General features: G+C 70.0%; 14 protein-coding genes and 1 tRNA gene. 6 read left to right on the top strand and 9 right to left on the bottom strand.

All coding sequences use genetic code 11. The annotated features are described in order from the left end of the window. The first annotated feature begins 167 nt into the window (after window positions 1–167). Window positions 168–1,793 carry a CocE/NonD family hydrolase gene (locus SSMG_RS08470; RefSeq protein ID WP_037716793.1) on the top strand — a complete coding sequence of 542 codons (1,626 nt, stop codon included), beginning with the start codon at window positions 168–170 and terminating at the stop codon, window positions 1,791–1,793. On the opposite strand, the gene SSMG_RS08465 is transcribed toward SSMG_RS08470, so the two are convergent. Together SSMG_RS08465 and SSMG_RS08460 are read right to left on the bottom strand one after the other, a co-directional pair. Beyond that, window positions 1,783–2,544 (bottom strand): metallophosphoesterase, encoded by a 762-nt coding sequence (locus tag SSMG_RS08465; RefSeq protein ID WP_009074716.1) that lies wholly within the window; start codon window positions 2,542–2,544, stop codon window positions 1,783–1,785. The genes SSMG_RS08470 and SSMG_RS08465 overlap by 11 nt on opposite strands. 4 nt (window positions 2,545–2,548) lie before the next feature. Continuing rightward, entirely contained in the window at window positions 2,549–3,163 is a 615-nt protein-coding gene (locus SSMG_RS08460) for a GntR family transcriptional regulator (protein WP_037713007.1), read from the bottom strand. A gap of 45 nt (window positions 3,164–3,208) precedes the next feature. On the opposite strand from SSMG_RS08460, the gene SSMG_RS08455 reads away from it, so the two are divergent. Continuing rightward, on the top strand, window positions 3,209–4,393 hold the full coding sequence (locus SSMG_RS08455) for an aminotransferase class V-fold PLP-dependent enzyme (protein ID WP_009074714.1): 1,185 nt from the start codon (window positions 3,209–3,211) through the stop codon (window positions 4,391–4,393). A gap of 565 nt (window positions 4,394–4,958) precedes the next feature. On the opposite strand, the gene SSMG_RS08450 is transcribed toward SSMG_RS08455, so the two are convergent. The 3 genes from SSMG_RS08450 to SSMG_RS08440 form a co-directional block, all read right to left on the bottom strand. Continuing rightward, window positions 4,959–5,033, bottom strand: a tRNA-Val gene (locus SSMG_RS08450). A gap of 45 nt (window positions 5,034–5,078) precedes the next feature. Beyond that, a complete protein-coding gene (locus SSMG_RS08445; protein WP_009074712.1) occupies window positions 5,079–5,546 on the bottom strand; it encodes a peroxiredoxin in 468 nt (155 codons plus the stop codon). Between the two features lie 56 nt (window positions 5,547–5,602). Beyond that, window positions 5,603–6,037, bottom strand: coding sequence for a DUF3052 domain-containing protein (locus SSMG_RS08440; RefSeq protein WP_009074710.1), 435 nt, complete (start codon window positions 6,035–6,037; stop codon window positions 5,603–5,605). A gap of 399 nt (window positions 6,038–6,436) precedes the next feature. On the opposite strand from SSMG_RS08440, the gene aceE reads away from it, so the two are divergent. The 3 genes from aceE to SSMG_RS08425 all read left to right on the top strand — a co-directional run bounded on the left by aceE (window position 6,437) and on the right by SSMG_RS08425 (window position 10,871). Further along, window positions 6,437–9,232: a pyruvate dehydrogenase (acetyl-transferring), homodimeric type gene (gene aceE, locus SSMG_RS08435; RefSeq protein WP_009074709.1), complete on the top strand. Its 2,796-nt coding sequence runs from the start codon at window positions 6,437–6,439 to the stop codon at window positions 9,230–9,232. A 104-nt stretch (window positions 9,233–9,336) separates the two neighbouring features. After that, complete coding sequence (locus SSMG_RS08430) at window positions 9,337–10,548, top strand: alpha-hydroxy acid oxidase (protein ID WP_037713005.1); 1,212 nt, start codon at window positions 9,337–9,339, stop codon at window positions 10,546–10,548. Between the two features lie 77 nt (window positions 10,549–10,625). After that, on the top strand, window positions 10,626–10,871 hold the full coding sequence (locus SSMG_RS08425) for a hypothetical protein (protein WP_009074705.1): 246 nt from the start codon (window positions 10,626–10,628) through the stop codon (window positions 10,869–10,871). A gap of 16 nt (window positions 10,872–10,887) precedes the next feature. Here the strand turns inward: SSMG_RS08425 and SSMG_RS08420 are convergent, their stop codons facing one another. The 4 genes from SSMG_RS08420 to SSMG_RS08405 form a co-directional block, all read right to left on the bottom strand. Continuing rightward, on the bottom strand, window positions 10,888–11,526 hold the full coding sequence (locus SSMG_RS08420; RefSeq protein WP_009074703.1) for a nicotinamide mononucleotide transporter family protein: 639 nt from the start codon (window positions 11,524–11,526) through the stop codon (window positions 10,888–10,890). A 343-nt stretch (window positions 11,527–11,869) separates the two neighbouring features. Then, on the bottom strand, window positions 11,870–12,745 hold the full coding sequence (locus tag SSMG_RS08415; protein WP_199785844.1) for a hypothetical protein: 876 nt from the start codon (window positions 12,743–12,745) through the stop codon (window positions 11,870–11,872). 705 nt (window positions 12,746–13,450) lie between these two features. Continuing rightward, window positions 13,451–14,665: an ABC transporter permease gene (locus SSMG_RS08410; RefSeq protein ID WP_009074699.1), complete on the bottom strand. Its 1,215-nt coding sequence runs from the start codon at window positions 14,663–14,665 to the stop codon at window positions 13,451–13,453. Further along, complete coding sequence (locus SSMG_RS08405; RefSeq protein ID WP_009074697.1) at window positions 14,662–15,579, bottom strand: ABC transporter ATP-binding protein; 918 nt, start codon at window positions 15,577–15,579, stop codon at window positions 14,662–14,664. Before SSMG_RS08405 ends, SSMG_RS08410 begins: the two co-directional genes overlap by 4 nt. A 153-nt stretch (window positions 15,580–15,732) precedes the next feature. Here SSMG_RS08405 and SSMG_RS08400 point away from each other — a divergent pair, with 153 nt between their 5' ends. Next, complete coding sequence (locus SSMG_RS08400; protein WP_009074695.1) at window positions 15,733–16,944, top strand: CdaR family transcriptional regulator; 1,212 nt, start codon at window positions 15,733–15,735, stop codon at window positions 16,942–16,944. Window positions 16,945–17,208 lie beyond the last annotated feature (264 nt).

Genomic DNA, 17,208 nt, shown 5'->3' with positions numbered 1-17,208 from the left:
TACGAAGCCTCCCTGCGGGCGGCGGGTCCTTGTCAAGGGATCTTGCCCGCCTTGACAAGTAACCGCCGCCCGTCAGCACAATCAAACTTCGGGGTGCCCCACGCAACCCAAGGACGGCAATGTCGCCGCCAGGCGACGAGCCGCCCACCCAGCGTAAATTCGACCAGGTGCTGAACCGAATCGTCGACCGACTTCTCGGTCTCCCCGCCGCCGAAGCCCCCGCTCCCGCCGTCGCCAAGGGCCTGCGCGTCCCGATGCACGACGGCACCCACCTCCTGGCCGACCGCTACACCCCGCCCGGCCTGACCACCGGCCCGGTAGTCCTGATCCGCACCCCCTACGGGCGCACCGGCCCCCTCGCCAAGCTGTTCGGCGAAACGTTCGCAAGGCACGGCCTCCAAACCGTCCTCCAAAGCACCCGGGGCACCTTCGGCTCCGAAGGCGAATTCCGCCCGTTCCACACCGAACGCGAGGACGGCATCGCCACCGCCGAATGGCTCCGCGCCCAACCCTGGTGCGACGGCCGGATCGCGATGGCGGGCGCGAGCTACCTGGGCCACACCCAGTGGGCGGTCGGCCCGTACCTGGACCCGCCGCTGGAAGCCATGTGCCTCGCCATCACCGCGTCGGAATTCGTCAGCACGTTCTATCCGGGCGGGGTGCTCGCGGCGGACAACATGGTGTCCTGGTCGGCCCTGATCGGGAAGCAGGAGGAGCGGTTCGCCGCGCTGCCGAACCCGCTGCAGACGCGGCGCACGCGCAAGGCGATGGCGTATCTGCCGATCGCGGGCGCGGACGTGGCGGCGATCGGCAAGCCGGTGCGCTTCCTGAAGGACGTCACCGAGCACGCGGAGCCGGACGACGACTTCTGGCGGATGTCCGACCACAGCGCCGAGGTCGCGAAGCTCGAGGTGCCGGTCAGCATGGTCACCGGCTGGTACGACCTGTTCATCCGCGCGCAGCTGCGGGACTTCCGCACGCTGCAGGACGCCGGGCGGTCGCCGCGGATCACCGTCGGCCCGTGGTCGCACGGCGAACCGGCCAGCTTCCCCACGCTGATCCAGGACCAGCTCGGCTTCCTGCGCGCGCATCTCGCCGGCGACCGCACGCAGCTGCAGCGCTCCCCGGTGCGGATTTTCCTGCAGAAGGCGTCGACCTGGCTCGATTTCGACCACTGGCCGCCCGCTTCCGAGCCCACGCACGCGCACCTGCGGCCGGTCGGCGGCCTCGGCGAAACGGTGCCCGGCGAGGCCCGGCCCACGCCGTTCGCCTACGACCCGGCGGACCCGACCCCGGCCGTCGGCGGACCGTTGCTGATGGGGAAGAGCAAGCAGCGCGACAATTCCGCGGTCGAGGCGCGCGACGACGTGCTGGTGTTCACCGGCGAACCGCTGGTGAACGACGTCGACGTGATCGGCGACGTGTCCGCCACCGTGTTCGTGCGGACCGAACTGCCGCACGCCGACGTGTACGTGCGGCTGTGCGACGTCGACCCCAACGGCATCTCGCGCAACGTCACCGACGGCATCCTCCGGCTGCGTCCGGGCGCGCCGGAACCCGATGCCGACGGAGTGGTGCGGGCCGAGGTGGAACTCGACCCGACCGCGTACCGCTTCCGCCGCGGGCACCGGTTGCGCGTGCAGGTCGCGGGCGGAGCGTTTCCCCGGTTCGCGCGCAATCACGGTACGGGAGAACGGGTTTCGTCCGCGGTGCGCGGCACGCCGAACCGCTTCGAGGTGTTCCACGACGAGACGCGGCCGTCGCGGGTCACGCTGCCGGTTTTTACTCGGTGACCGCGCGCTGATGCGTCGTCAGCCTGCCGTCGTCGTGCAGCACGTGCAGCAGGAGCGACGGCGGGCTGACGAAGTCCAGCGGCCCGCCCTCGTCCCAGCCGCGGCCCGCGCCGGGTTCCACCGGCAGCAGTGAGCCGGACACGACCCCCGGCGCGATCCGTACTGGCACGCCCGCGAACTCCGTTGCCGCGCCGGTGTGCACGTGTCCGCACAGCAGCGCCGCCACGCCCGGATGCCGTTTCAGCACGGCGGCGAGCCGGTCTTCGCCGGTCTGGCGGATCGCGTCCACCAGCGGCACCCCGACATCGAGCGGCGGGTGGTGGAACGCGACGAACGAGGGACCGTCGTGTGCGGCGAGCGTTTCGTCCAGCCAGGCGAGCGTTTCGTCGGCGAGGTAGCCCGCGCCCTTGCCCGGGATCGTCGAATCGCACGACACGAGCAGCACCTCGGCCACCTTGGTCGCGGTGTTCACCGGCGCGTCGCTGGCCGGTTCTCCCAGCAGCGCCTCGCGAAACGGCGCGCGGACGTCGTGATTGCCGGGACAGACCACCACCGGTACCGGAAGGTCCAGCAGTTCGGCCGCGCGCCGGTATTCCCCGGGGAGGCCGTGATCGGCGAGGTCGCCGGTGGCGAACACGGCGTCGACCGGTTTTTCGAGGTTTCGCAGGTACCGCGTCACCGCCGCGGCCCGTGCGTCGGCGCGCTCGCTGCCGTCGAGGTGGATGTCGGACAAATGCGCGAAAACTCGCACCGGATCAGCTCCCCTTCAAGTACGTCAACGCTTTCACCCAGTTCCGGACGAGCAGCGCGGACGCGCCGGGCAGGTCGTTCGCCCGCAGGGCCGCCGCGATCTCGCGGTGTTCGGCCACGCTCTCCGCCACCCGGTCCCGCCCGCCGAAGTATGCCGTCTCGTAGCGTTTGAGCAACGGCTTTGTCTGCTCGATCAAGCGCAGCAGATGCGGGTTGTCGCAGCGGGACGTGAGCAGCGCGTGCCAACGGTCGTCCGCCGCGGGCAGGTCGGCGGAATCCGCGATCTCGTCGGAAATCCGGTCGAGCGCGTCCGGTAGCGAAGCGAGTTCGAGCGGCGACGTCCACCGCAGCGCGAGCGCTTCCAGCTCGGCGACCAGCGGGTACAGCCGGCGCGCCTCCTGCGGATCGAACGGCGCGACCAGGAATCCGCGACCCGGCGCGGCGACGAGCAGGCCGCGGTCGGCCAGCCCGATGAGCGCCTCGCGCAGCGGGGTCCGGGAGACGCCCAGCTCGTTGGCCAGGTGGACCTCGTTGACCCGGCTGTCCGCGGGAAGCCGTCCGTCGAGTACGCGCGCGGTGATCTCTTCGAGAAGTTCCCCGCGCATGAGCCTCTTGACCATGCGGCGAGTATTGCACACAGTTAGCCTGTACTGTATTCAGTTCATATGGCCAGCTCTTTCGATGTCGACCGCGCAAGGCATGAAACCCCCGGATGCGTCGGAGTCGCGCACTTCAACAACGCCGGCTCCGCCCTCCCTCCCGCCCGGGTCACCGACACCGTGATCGACTATCTGCGCACCGAATCCCTGCTCGGCGGCTACGAAGCGGCCGAACAGGCCAGAGGCCGCCTCGACGGCGTGTACGCCTCGGTCGCGCGGCTGCTCAACGCCGCTCCGGACGACATCGCGCTCAGCGACAACGCGACCCGCTCGTGGCAGGCGATCTTCTACGCGCTGCCGTTCGGACCGGGCGACCGGATCCTCACCGCGAGCGCCGAATACGCCAGCAACGCCATCGCCTACCTCCAGATCGCGCGCCGGACCGGAGCGACCGTGGAGGTCGTGGACGCCGACGAAACCGGCCAGCTCGACGTCGCCGACCTGCGCCGCCGGATCGGCTCCGACGTCAAGCTCATCGCGGTGACCCACGTCCCGACGCAGGGCGGTTTGGTGAACCCCGCCGAGGAAATCGGCGCCGTCGCGCGCGAGGCAGGCATCCCGTTCCTGCTCGACGCGTGCCAGTCGGCCGGGCAGCTCGACCTCGACGTCGAACGCATCGGCTGCGACGCCCTGACCTCCACCGGCCGCAAGTACCTGCGCGGCCCGCGCGGCACCGGCTTCCTGTACGTGCACCCGCGCCTGCGCGACCGCCTCGAACCGGCGATGCTCGACCTGCACTCGGCCACGTGGACCTCCCCGACCGAGTACGTCGTCGACCCGACCGCGAAGCGCTTCGAGGTATGGGAACGCGACTACGCCGCAGTACTCGGCCTCGGCGCGGCAGTGGACTACGCGCTGGAATGGGGCCTGCCCGCGATCGAGGAACGAGTCACCGCCCTGGCCGCGACCCTGCGCTCCCGCCTGGCCGAACTGAGCCGCGTCACCGTGCACGACGCGGGCGCGCGCAAGTGCGGCCTCGTGACCTTCAGCGTCGATGGAGTGCCCGCGGACGAGATCAAGGACCGCCTGAACGCGGCGAAGATCAACACGAGCGTCGCGCACGCGTCGTCGGCGCAGTACGACTTCACCGCCCGCCGCCTGCCGGACCTGGTCCGCGCGTCGGTGCACTACTACAACACCGAGGAGGAGATCGACCGGCTGACCGCGGAGGTCGCCGCGCTCGCGCGCTGAGCAGAGATCACCCGTTTGACGCAGTATCCAGCGCCGCCGAAGCCGCCTCTTGTCTCGCGTACACCCGCGGAGTGCGCCACGGCCGGGCTTGTCGAGGGGGCAGGCCCGACGGGGCAGGGGGAGGAAAGAGAAGGCCTCCTGGGCCGGGATTGATGGGGGAACCCGGCCCAGGGGCCTTCTCTCGCGCCTAGGTTTCGCCACGGCCCCTGGGCGGGCAGCAGTCCAAAGTAGACAGTGCCGACGAGCGCGATGCCGACCGCGAACGCCGGGTTGAGCGTGCCGCGGGCCGAACCGGCGTGGTCGGCAGGAGGGACGACCCGGTCCGGACGGCCGAGAATCCCAGCGCCGGCTGCTTGAACAGGCTGGGTTCGCCGAGCACCGTCTTGCCTGCCCGGCACCGCGCCGTCGGAAGCGATCCGCCGTTACGCCGATCGGTCGCCCTGCTGAGCCGGATGCTCGGGCTCGACGACGTCCCTCCGCCGTCCTCCTGAGAGCAGGGTTCCGGGCGAAAAGAAAACCCTGTCCGGTGGACAGAATCCACCGGACAGGGCGAAACCCGAAAGGCTGGTGGGCGCAGCAGGGATCGAACCTGCGACCGCTCGGGTGTAAACCGAGTGCTCTCCCGCTGAGCTATGCGCCCGCACGCCGGAGCAGGGAAATCCCCGCCCCGGCGGACGAAACCTGGTCAGGCGGCGGTCAGTTCCTCGACCGCCTTCTTCCACCCCGCCTGGTCGCGCGCCTCGCCCGGCGCGTTGACCTCGGCGAAGCGAACCACGCCTTCGGTGTCGATCAGGAAGGTGCCGCGGACGGCGAGCCCGGCCTGGTCGTTGAAGACGCCGTACTTCTGCGCCACCTCGCCGTGCGGCCAGAAGTCCGACAGCAGCGGGAACTGGTAGCCCTCCTGCTCGGCCCACGCCTTGAGCGAGAACGGCGTGTCGACCGAAACGCCCAGCACCTGGACGCCCTTGCCGTCGTAGTCGCCGAACTCGTCGCGCAGCTGGCACAGTTCGCCGGTGCAGATCCCGCTGAAAGCAAACGGGTAGAACACCAGCAGGACCGGCTTGTCGCCCTTGAACTGCGACAGCGTGACCGGCTGCTTGTTGTAGTCGTTGAGCGTGAAGTCAGGGGCCTGCGAACCGACCTCGACGGCCATACCGGCGATTCCTCTCCAGAGCGAACACGAGCGTGCCCGCCCACCCTATCGCGGCCTCAGCGCTGCTTGGCCTTCGAGGACTTCGGCGACACCAGCCGGGTGCCCAGCCAGCCCGGGCCCACGCTGATGTTCGCCGTCTGGGCGAGCCCGACCTGGGGCACCGCCTCGGCGATGTCGCTGGGCTCGACGTGCCCGGGCTGCCCGGTCTTCGGGGTCAGCACCCAGATCACGCCGTTCTCGTCCAGCGGACCGCGCGCGTCGACCAGCGCGTCCCCGAGGTCTCCGTCGTTGTCGCGCCACCACAGCAGCACAACGTCGATGACCTCCTGCGCGTCTTCGTCGAGGAGCTCACCGCCGATGGTTTCCTCGATCGCCGCGCGGACGTCGTCGTCGACGTCCTCGTCCCAGCCGATCTCCTGGACCACCATGTCCGGCTTGATGCCAAGGCTCTCGGCGACGCCGGCGTTGCCTGCGTCTCCCGCGGCGACCACTGCTTCCACTCCTCCAACTACGACGGAGCGCGGCGGTAGGTCCGCCGCACTCGGATACACGGTTGTCGAACAGCGAACACTGACGCGGCGCTGCGCGCAACCGTCCACACCGGATCTTTGGCAAGTCGTGTCTGCAGCGTAGGGGCTTGCCGCCGGATCGCCCGACTCCGGGTGGCACTCAGTACCCCACCACTGCGCGCCTCTCCCCGGGAGCCTCCTTTAGGGTGGAGGAGAGAAAACGCGCGCGCGATACACCGTGCGCGGGGAGTGGCGACACTCGGGCGGCCGATGTTACCGGGCAGTACAGGTGACGGGAACCCCAACCGGGACGACCATGGACGTCGGCGAGCACTCCCGCCCACCAGCTACAACGGCTACAACCAGCTACAAGGAGACCCCTTGGCCCCGCAGAACGACGGCGCCTCCGGCAAGGAGACCCCGGCTCGCGTACGCGTCATCCGTGACGGACTCGCGGCGCACCTTCCCGACATCGACCCGGAAGAGACCAGCGAATGGCTGGACTCCTTCGACGAGGCGCTGGCGCGAGGGGGCCAGCAGCGGGCCAGGTACCTGATGCTGCGCATCCTCGAGCGCGCCCGGGAGCGCAACGTCGGCGTCCCGGCGCTCACGTCCACCGACTACGTGAACACGATCCCCACCGAGAACGAACCGTGGTTCCCGGGCGACGAGGAGATCGAGCGCCGCTACCGCCGCTACATCCGCTGGAACGCGGCGATCATGGTGCACCGCGCGCAGCGGCCGGGCGTCGGCGTCGGCGGCCACATCTCGACCTACGCCTCGTCGGCGGCGCTCTACGAGGTGGGCTTCAACCACTTCTTCCGCGGCAAGGACCACTCCGGCGGCGGCGACCAGGTCTTCTTCCAGGGCCACGCCTCCCCCGGCATGTACGCGCGCGCGTTCCTCGAGGGCCGCCTCACCGAGCAGCAGCTCGACGGGTTCCGCCAGGAGTACAGCCACGCGGGCGAGGGCGGCGGCCTGCCGTCGTACCCGCACCCGCGGCTGATGCCGGAGTTCTGGGAGAACCCGACGGTGTCGATGGGCCTCGGCCCGATGAACGCGATCTACCAGGCGCGGTTCAACCGCTACCTGCACGACCGCGGGATCAAGGACACCTCCGACCAGCACGTGTGGGCGTTCCTCGGCGACGGCGAGATGGACGAGGCCGAATCGCGCGGCCTGATCCACGTGGCCGCGGGCGAGGGCCTGGACAACCTGACCTTCGTGATCAACTGCAACCTGCAGCGGCTCGACGGCCCGGTGCGCGGCAACGGCAAGATCATCCAGGAGCTCGAGGCGTACTTCCGCGGCGCGGGCTGGAACGTGATCAAGGTCATCTGGGGTCGCGAGTGGGACTCGCTGCTGCACGCGGACCGCGACGGCGCGCTGGTCAACCTGATGAACGTCACGCCGGACGGCGACTACCAGACGTACAAGGCCAACGACGGCGCCTTCGTCCGGGAGCACTTCTTCGGCCGCGACCCGCGCACGAAGGACCTGGTCAAGGACCTCACCGACCAGGAGATCTGGAACCTCAAGCGCGGCGGCCACGACTACCGCAAGGTGTACGCGGCGTACAAGGCGGCCATGGAGCACTCCGGCCAGCCGACGGTGATCCTGGCGCACACGATCAAGGGCTACGGCCTCGGCCCGGCGTTCGAGGGCCGCAACGCCACGCACCAGATGAAGAAGCTCACGCTCGACGACCTGAAGCTGTTCCGCGACACCCAGCGGATCCCGATCAGCGACGAGGAGCTCGAGCGCGACCCGAAGCTGCCGCCGTACTACCACCCGGGCCCGGACTCGCCGGAGATCGAGTACATGCGCGGCCGCCGCAAGGCGCTGGGCGGGTACCTGCCGGAGCGCCGCCCGAAGACCGCCAAGGCGCTCGTGCTGCCCGGCGACAAGGTCTACGAGGGCGTCCGCAAGGGCTCGGGCAAGCAGGAGGTCGCCACCACGATGGCGATCGTCCGGCTCATCCGCGAGCTGGCGAAGGACTCGGAGATCGGCAAGCGGATCGTCCCGATCATCCCGGACGAGGCCCGCACGTTCGGCCTCGACTCGATGTTCCCGACCGCCAAGATCTACAACCCGCACGGCCAGACCTACACCTCGGTCGACGCGAGCCTGATGCTGGCGTACAAGGAGTCCGAGAAGGGCCAGCTGCTGCACGAGGGCATCAACGAGGCGGGTTCCACCGCGTCGTTCACCGCCGTCGGCACGTCGTACGCGACGCACGGCGAGCCGATGATCCCGATCTACATCTTCTACTCGATGTTCGGGTTCCAGCGCACCGGCGACGGCCTGTACGCGGCGGCGGACCAGATGGCCCGCGGCTTCGTGCTCGGCGCCACCGCCGGCCGCACCACGCTGACCGGCGAGGGCCTGCAGCACGCGGACGGGCACTCGCTGCTGCTGGCGGCGACGAACCCGGCCGTGGTGGCCTACGACCCGGCCTACTCGTTCGAGATCGCCCACATCGTCAAGGACGGCCTGCGCCGGATGTACGGCGAGACCGGACCGGACGGCAACGGCGAGAACATCTTCTACTACATCACCATCTACAACGAGCCGTACCAGCAGCCGGCCGAGCCGGAGAGCCTGGACGTCGACGGCGTCCTGAAGGGCCTCTACCGGTACTCCGACGCGCCCGAGGGCGACGGCCCGGAGGTTCAGGTGCTGGTTTCCGGCGTCACGATGCCGGACGCGCTCAAGGCGCAGAAGATGCTGGCCGAGGAGTGGGGCGTGCGGGCCGCGGTGTGGTCGGCCACGTCGTGGGGCGAACTGCGCCGCGAAGCGGTCGAGATCGACCACGAGAACCTGCTGCACCCGGACCAGACGCCGCGGGTCCCGTACGTCACGCAGAAGCTGTCCGAGGTCTCCGGCCCGGTCGTGGCCGTGTCGGACTGGATGCGCGCGGTGCCGGACCTGATCCGCCCGTGGGTGCCCACCGACATGCTCACGCTCGGCACCGACGGGTTCGGCTTCTCCGACACCCGCCCGGCCGCGCGGCGCAAGTTCCTGGTGGACGCCGAGTCGATCACCGTCGGCGCGCTGTCCGCGCTCGCCAAGCGCGGCGAGTTCGACCAGGCGAAGGTCGCCGAGGCGGCGCGCCGCTACCGGCTCGACGACGTGGCGGCCGCCGGGCCGCAGACGTCCGACTCCGGCAACGCGTGACCGTTGCTCAATGCAGAGGCCCCTCCGGGACGGTGTCTTGGAGGGGCCTCTGCTTTAGGGTAGACATCGGATGTATCCGGATGCCTGACGAAAGGTGGTCGAGCGTGACCCAGCGTCGCCTGCCCCGGCCCAGCGAACTCAAAGAGATCCTGCGGCCGAAGCCGATCGTGCTCAACCCGACCGACCGGCGCCTGGCCGGCGCGCACACGATCGCCGACCTGCGGATGATCGCGCGCAAGCGGACCCCGCGCGCGGCGTTCGACTACACCGACGGCGCGGCCGAACTCGAGGACAGCCTGCGCCGCGCCCGGCAGGCTTACCGCCGCGTGGAATTCCAGCCCAACGTGCTGCGCGGAGTGTCCGATGTGGACACCAGCAGGGAGATCCTCGGCAAGCGCTCGGCACTGCCGTTCGCGTTCGCGCCCACCGGGTTCACGCGGATGATGCAGACCGAGGGCGAGAGCGCGGTGGCCAGGGTGGCGCAGCGCAACAACCTCCCGATGGCGCTCTCGACGATGGGCACCACGTCGATCGAGGACCTCGCCGCGGCCGCGCCGGACGCGCGCAAATGGTTCCAGCTGTACGTGTGGCGCGACCACGGCGCGGGCGAAGATCTGATGAATCGCGCGTGGGAGAGCGGATACGACACGCTCCTGCTGACCGTCGACACCCCGGTCGCGGGCCAGCGGCTGCGCGACGTCCGCAACGGTCTCACCATCCCGCCCGCGATCACGCTGAAGACGTTCGTGGACGGCGCGATGCACCCGGCGTGGTGGTTCAACCTGCTGACCACCGAACCGCTGAACTTCGCTTCGCTCAACCGGTTCGGCGGCACCGTCGCGGAACTGCTGGACAAGCTTTTCGACCCGACGCTGAACTTCGACGACCTCGACTGGGTGCGCCAGACCTGGCCGGGCAAGCTCGTGGTCAAGGGCGTGCAGAACGTCGACGACGCCCGTGACGTGGTGAAACACGGCGCGGACGCGGTCCTGCTGTCCAACCACGGCGGCCGCCAGCTCGACCGCGCGCCCACGCCGATCGAACTGCTGCCCGCGGCACTCGACGCGGTCGAGGGCGAGGCCGAGGTCTGGGTCGACACCGGCATCCTGTCCGGCGGCGACATCGTGGCCGCGCTGGCCCGCGGCGCGAACGCGGTGCTGATCGGCCGCGCGTTCCTGTACGGCCTGATGGCGGGCGGCGAACGCGGCGTGCAGCGCTGCGTGGACATCCTGCGCACCGAGATGGTCCGCACGATGCAGCTGCTCGGGGTCCGGCGGGTGGACGATCTGCGCCCCACCCACGCGACGCTCCGGTGAGCGTCAGTTCGGCATAATCCGGTATCCAGTGACGGGCATCACGTCTCCTCTCTTCGGAACGTCCGAGGGAGGGGACCATGTCCGTCACGCTGAACCGCCGCGCGCTGGCGATGCTGCGCGCGATCGCCGCCGGCCGAGCCGAACTCACCCGCAGCTGCGAACCGGACCTGAGAGTCGACGGCCTGCCCTGCTGCGACCAGACGACCGCGCACGACCTCGTCCGGGAAGGCCTGGTCCGCCCGGCGTCCGCGCTGGGCGGAGCGGTCGGGCAGTGGACGCCGGCCGAGCTGACCCCGGACGGTCAGCTCGCGCTCGGCGCCTGAGCGAGCGAGGTTGCCGTCAGCGCGCCGCGGCGACGGTCTTGCCGCCGGACACCGCGGTGCGCGCCGAGCGGTTCCAGGTGACCCAGCCGTGGATCACCAACGCGGCGAAGACCAGGTAGATCGCGGCCGAGAAGTACAGGCCGGAGCTGATCTGCAGCGGCACGCCGATCGCGTCGACCACCAGCCACACGCCCCAGAACTCCACGAGACCGACGCCCTGGGCGGCGAACGCGACCAGCGTCCCGACGAAGATCGCGGCGTCCGGCCACGGCGCCCACGAGGCGTCGAGCGCCTGGAGCGTCAGGGCCATCGCGACCGTGCCCAGCGCGAACGCGCCGAGCATCACGGCCCGCTCGGTCCAGCGGCCCTTGCGCACGACCACGCCGTACACCGGGTCGGTCCGGCGGTTCCAGGCCCACCAGCCGTAGAGCGAGATGAGCAGGATCGCGACCTGGCGTCCGGCGAGACCGCCGAGATGCGCGGAGGCGTAAACGGAGAAAAGCAGCACGGTCGCGCCGACCTGGACCGGCCAGGTCCACAGCGTCCGCCGCTGCGCGAGGAACACGACCGCGAGCGCGAACAGCTGCCCGGCCAGCTCGGCGATCGAGATCCACTGCCCGAACACGGTCACGCCGTGGTGCAACAGGAAGTCCACGTCGGCACCCCTTCCGATCTACGCCTCCCAACATGCAACACGGAGCGGCCATTCCCGTGCCGATGTGAGACTGCAGACAGTCCCGCTCAGCGGACGCCCGGACCGAACATGGCGAAGGCCCGGCGCCGAAGTGGCACCGGGCCTTCATCGCTCGAGCAAGCGCGCAGGGCCGCGCTGCCTCAGCAACGCGGCCCTGGCCCCCGATCCTCAGATCGGGAAGGACCGTCAGCGAAGCGGCCGACCGGGCTCGAATCCGGTCAGCAGCACGGCCCGGCGCCGGTGAAGGCCCCGCGGAGCACCTCGTCCGCGGAGCACCGGCCTCGCCTTTCCTTCCGGTACTGCCTCAGCGCTCCACGCGGCCGAACCCGGCGGGCGGGGTCGGCGGCTCCGGCGGGCGGCCGCCGTCCGCGGGCATCTGGCGGGTCTGCTCGCCGGGCTGCGGAAGGCTGCCCGACTGCGACTGCGGGTAGGCCTGCGGCCGGGTCTGCCCGGCGTGCGCGTGCTGTCCGCTCACCTGTCCCGGCTCCCGCGGGCCGGCGCCGCTGCCGGAACCCGAGCCGAGCTGGCCCTGCAGGTTGGCCAGCCAGCCGTCCCACCGCTGCTGGGCCGGTTTGATCAGGCCGCCGCCGAAGCCGACCACGATCACGCCGCCCGCGGTCGCGAGCACCGCGATCAGCAGCGGGCCGGTCACCGAGGTCGCGATGTTGACCTGGCCCAGCGCCGCGATGATGCCGAACGCCATCACCAGCCAGTACGCGATCGTGCTCAGCAGCCGTCCGGCCGGACGGCCCGACAGGGCGCCGGCGACGACGTCCCGCACGACCTTCGCGATCGCCGCGGCCACGATGATCAGCACCACCGCGACCAGGATCCTCGGCAGGAACGCGATGATGTCGTTCAGCAGCTGGCTCACCGGGTTCGACTGCCCGAACACCCCGAACGCCAGCTGCAGCGCGATCAGCAGAATGAAGTAGTAGACGAGTTTCACGAGCACCGTGGTGGCGTCGAGATTCGCGCCCTTCACCATTCCGGTCAGCCCGGTCTTCTCGACCAGGCGCGTGAAACCGAGTTTTCCGAGAACGAGCCCGAGGGCTTTGGACACGGCTTTCGCGATCAGCCAGCCGATCAAGAGGATGATCAGAAAACCCACGAGTTTCGGGACGAACGTGGCCACCAGATTCCAGGCCTGTCCGAGTCCGTCCTTGAGTTGTTCACCCACGCTGGCTCCCTTCGCCGCGGTTCGACGTGGATTCCGGCACCGTCCTGTCGCACCGGGTCGCAGGACAGGTACCCACTGGACCTGAGTGCTGTGCACCACGATCGAGTGAGACGACTGGCGCGGGAAGATCAATCGCCGCCATACTTGTCGTACCGGTGGGGACCGGGGAGACGAGGCCGCTCGGCGCAGCGAAAACCGCAAGCGCCGAGCGGCCTCGAACATTTCCCGCTCTTTCTCGCCGCGCGGCGGCGCTTCCGAGACGAATGCGGTTCGGGTTTTCTCCGCCGTTCATCTGGCCTTCATGTTCGGCCGATTGCCGGGTCCCCGCCGGATTTGCGCGCCGACCAGGGCGCGACCGCGCGGAGATCCGGACGGGAATCCCGGAGAGGCCCGGTCCGCGCGGTGCGAATTCGCGTTGCCGGACAGCCGCCGGCCGCGAATTGCGCGGATCTTCCGCCCGCCCGCCGGATAACCGCGAGGCGGCAATAGCGCGCGGAGCGAAGGTCGTTAATTGACGCGTGGCCAACGGTCGCGACGGCGCGCTCGCGAGGGGCGGCGTGCCCGCAACTCACCCGTTGCCGCTAACCCACGTGGGTTAGCGCCTCCGCCGCCCCCGTCCCTCACTGGGCCACCGCGTCCACCGAGAGTAGACAGAAACGGCGGGCCGCGGCATCCCGCCGCGACCCGCCGTCCGAAACCCCGCCGTCAGGCAGCGCGCAGCGCGTCCCGCAGCTTCACCTTCGCGCCGGTGCGCATCACCGCGTTGCGGTAGATCCGCGCGGCCAGCCAGATCAGCGCCGGGATGAGCGCCACGACTAGGCCGACCGACAGCACCGCCTCCCACACCGGCACGCCGCCCATCGCCAGCCGCATCGGCATCATCGTCGGCGCGAACACCGGGATCACCGACAGCACCTCGGCCAGCGGGCTCCCCGGATTCGACGGCAGGATCGAAATCCCCACCACGTACCCGGCGATCACGAACATCAGCGCGGGCATCGTCGCGCCCGCCACGTCCTCCTGCCGCGACACCAGCGCGCCCAGCGCGGCGAACACGATCGAATACATGAAGAACCCGAGCAGGTACCAGACGATCAGCCAGATCACCGTGCCGACCGCCGCGTTCACCGAGATCGTCAGCACCCCGAACCCGAGCCCGGCCGCGACGCCCGCCACGCCGATCGCCAGCATCTGGATCAGCCCGACGGTGCCGATGCCGAGCACCTTCCCGGCCATCAGCTGCCACGGTTTGATCGTCGACAGCAGCAGTTCGACCACCCGCGACGTCTTCTCCTCGACGACGCCCTGCGCCACGCCCTGCCCGTTGAGCATCAGCGAGAGGTAGATCAGGATGCCCGCGATGATGCCGAGCACCAGCTGCTGCCCGTTGTAGTCGTACGGCTTCTCGAGCGGCGGCAGTTCGTCGATCGTCGCCTCGGCGGTCGCCTGGCGCACCTTCGCCGGGTCGCCGCCGAGGGATTCGATCTGCTGGTTGAGCGCCAGCTGCCCCTCGAGCACGGTGAAGGTGTTCTTCAGCTTCCCGTCCAGGTCCTTCTTCACCTGGACGTGCACGCGCTTCGCGTCCTGCACCAGCAGCGCGTCGATGGAGCCGTCCCGCAGCTTGTCCTGGCCGGTCTTCTCGTCGGGCACCTGCTGCGTCGCGACGGTCTGGCCGATCGACTTGGCCGTCGCGGTCAGCGGCTCGGCCAGCTGCGCGGCGGCGGGCACGTAGCCGACCGTCGCGTCGGCGCTCCCGCCGCCGTTGAAGAATTTGAAGATCAGCGCCAGCCCGACGACGATCAGCACCATCACCAGCGTGGTGACGCGGTAGGCCTTGGAATTGACGCGCGTGGTGATTTCCCGCCCGGCCACGAGGCCGACCGCGGACAAGGGGCTCATCTGGACGTTCGACCCGGTCATGCCGCGGCCTCCTGCTGCTCGGACACGACGGAACGGAACAACTCGGTCAGGGAAGGCAGTTTGCGCGCGAATTCGCGCACCGGGCCGGTCGCCAGCGCGGCGCGCAGCACCGCCTGGTCGTCCGCGCCGTCGGCCAGTTCGAGTTCGGTCACCGCTCCCTCGCGGCCGATCACGGTCACCCCGGGCAGCCCGGCCGCCCAGTTCTCCGGCGCCTCCGGCGCGTCGACGAGCAGCCGGGTCGTCCCGCCCGCGCGCAGTTCCGCCACCGTGCCGGACGCTTCCATCCGTCCACTCCGGACAATCCCGATCCGGTCGCACAGCCGTTCCACCAAATCCAGCTGGTGGCTGGAAAACACGACTGGAACGCCCTCGGCCGCCTTTTCCTTCAGCACGTCGCTCATCACGTCGACGGCCACCGGGTCCAGTCCGGAAAACGGTTCGTCCAGCACGAGAATCCGCGGTTCGTGCACCAGTGCGGCGGCCAGCTGCACGCGCTGCTGGTTGCCGAGGCTGAGCTTCTGCACCTCGTCGTCGCGGCGCGCGGCCACGCCGAGGCGTTCGGTCCAGCGCTCGCTCGAGGCCTTCGCTTCCGCGGCGGGCATTCCGTGCAGCCGGGCCAGATACGTGAGCTGTTCTCCGACCTTCATTTTCGGGTACAGCCCGCGTTCCTCCGGCATGTAGCCGATCTGCCTGCGCGTTTCGTGCGTGATCGGTTCGCCCGCGTAGCGCACCTGTCCGGCGTCGGCGCTCAGCACGCCGAGCGCGATGCGCATCGTGGTCGTTTTTCCCGCCCCGTTGCTGCCGACGAATCCGAACAGCTCCCCCGGCCGCACGTCGAACGTCATGTTCTCGAGCGCCACCACGGCGCCGTACCGTTTGGAGATCCCGTCGATCTCCAGTCCGGGCTCTGGCATGGCCCGTCCCCCTGTTCTCTTTTCCCGGGGTGATCCCCTGCCACCCCACCCGGGATCCTAGGCACTTCGGCGGGCCGCCGCCCACCACCTCGGGTCGCTGCCGCGTCCGCCTGAAGTTGCGGGTCGCGGGCGGCACGTAGGATCGGCTCCGACATGGCCGACACCACGGGACGACCCGCGCGCAAGCACCACGGGCTGTCCGCGAAAACCCTGCGCAGCCTGGAGCACGCCTCCGGGCGGCTGGCGAGCGCCAGCGTCGCGGAAATGGAACGCCGCCTGGTGTGGTTCGCGCGGCTGCCCGCCGACCAGCGCGCCAGCGTCCTGCTGATCACGCAGACCGGGGCCAGCGGATTCGTCGCGTGGCTGCGGGATTCGAAGGAAGCGCTGAAGCTCACCACCGAAGCGTTCCGCGACGCGCCGACTGAAGTGTCGCGCTGGATCAGCCTGCGCCAGGCCGTCGCGATGGTGCGGCTCGCGATCGAGGTGTTCGAGGAACAGCTCCCCGAATTCGCCGCGTCGGAAACCGAACGCGCCGCGTTGATCGAAGGAATTCTGCGCTACGGCAGGGAAATCGCTTTCGCCGCGGCCAATTCCTACGCCGCCGCGGCGGAAGCGCGCGGTGCGTGGGATGCCCGGCTGGAAGCTCTCGTGGTCGACGGAATCGTCCGCGGCGACGCCGAGGAATCCGTGTTGTCCCGAGCCGCGGCGCTCGGCTGGGACCCGGCCGCGGCGGCGACGGTCATGGTGGGAAATCCGCCCTCGGAAGACCCGCCGACGGTGGTTTTCGACGTCCGCGCCCGCGCCGCGCGCGTCGGCCGCGCGGTGTTGTTGTCGGTGCAGGGTTCGCGATTGGTGATCGTGATCGGCGGCCCCACCGAGGGCGGGCCGAAGGAACGCGAAATCCTCGCCCGGATGGCCACAGTCTTCGCCGATGGCCCGGTCGTCGCGGGCCCGACGGTGCCGACGCTCGCCGAAGCCCACCACAGCGCGGCCGAAGCCCTGTCCGGACTGCGCGCGGTAGTCGGCTGGCCCGCCGCGCCACGCCCGGTCCGCTCCGACGACCTCCTCCCCGAACGCGCGCTCTCCGGCGACCCCGGCGCGGAACGGCTGCTGGTCGACCTGGTGGCCCGGCCGCTGGAGGAGGCGGGTGCGGCGCTGCAGCGTACGGTCGAGACCTACCTGGACACCGGCGGGGTCCTGGAACGCTGCGCGCAAACGCTGTTCGTCCACCCGAACACGGTCCGGTACCGGCTGCGCAAGGCGGCCGAACTCACCGGCCGCAACCCGACCGACGCCCGAGACGCGCTGGTCCTGCGGGTCGCGCTCACCGTCGGCAGGCTGGCCCGGGCTCGCGGCCTCTGGTGAGAGCCGCTCCCGACCCGGCGCGTTGGAGGTCCGTGAAGGGCTCCTTGAGGGAACTAGATTCCCTCAAGGAGCCCTTCACGGACGTCTGCGCGAGCAGGCAGCGCGCGTGACAGACTTCACGGCAAGCGCTGGTTGAATCCCACAAGGCAGATGGGTTAAGGACCGGGTTCTCCGGCGGGTCTTTGGAGGTTTCCTCCAATAACGCCGCACGGACTTGGTGACCGCCCGCAGCCGAAGCACGACCGGTCCCGTGGTCTCATAGAC

Source organism: Streptomyces sp. AA4 (assembly GCF_000158875.1).
GTDB lineage: Bacteria > Actinomycetota > Actinomycetes > Mycobacteriales > Pseudonocardiaceae > Amycolatopsis.
The sequence above is the reverse complement of the archived record's forward strand: the minus strand, read 5'-3'. Positions and strand labels throughout refer to the sequence as shown.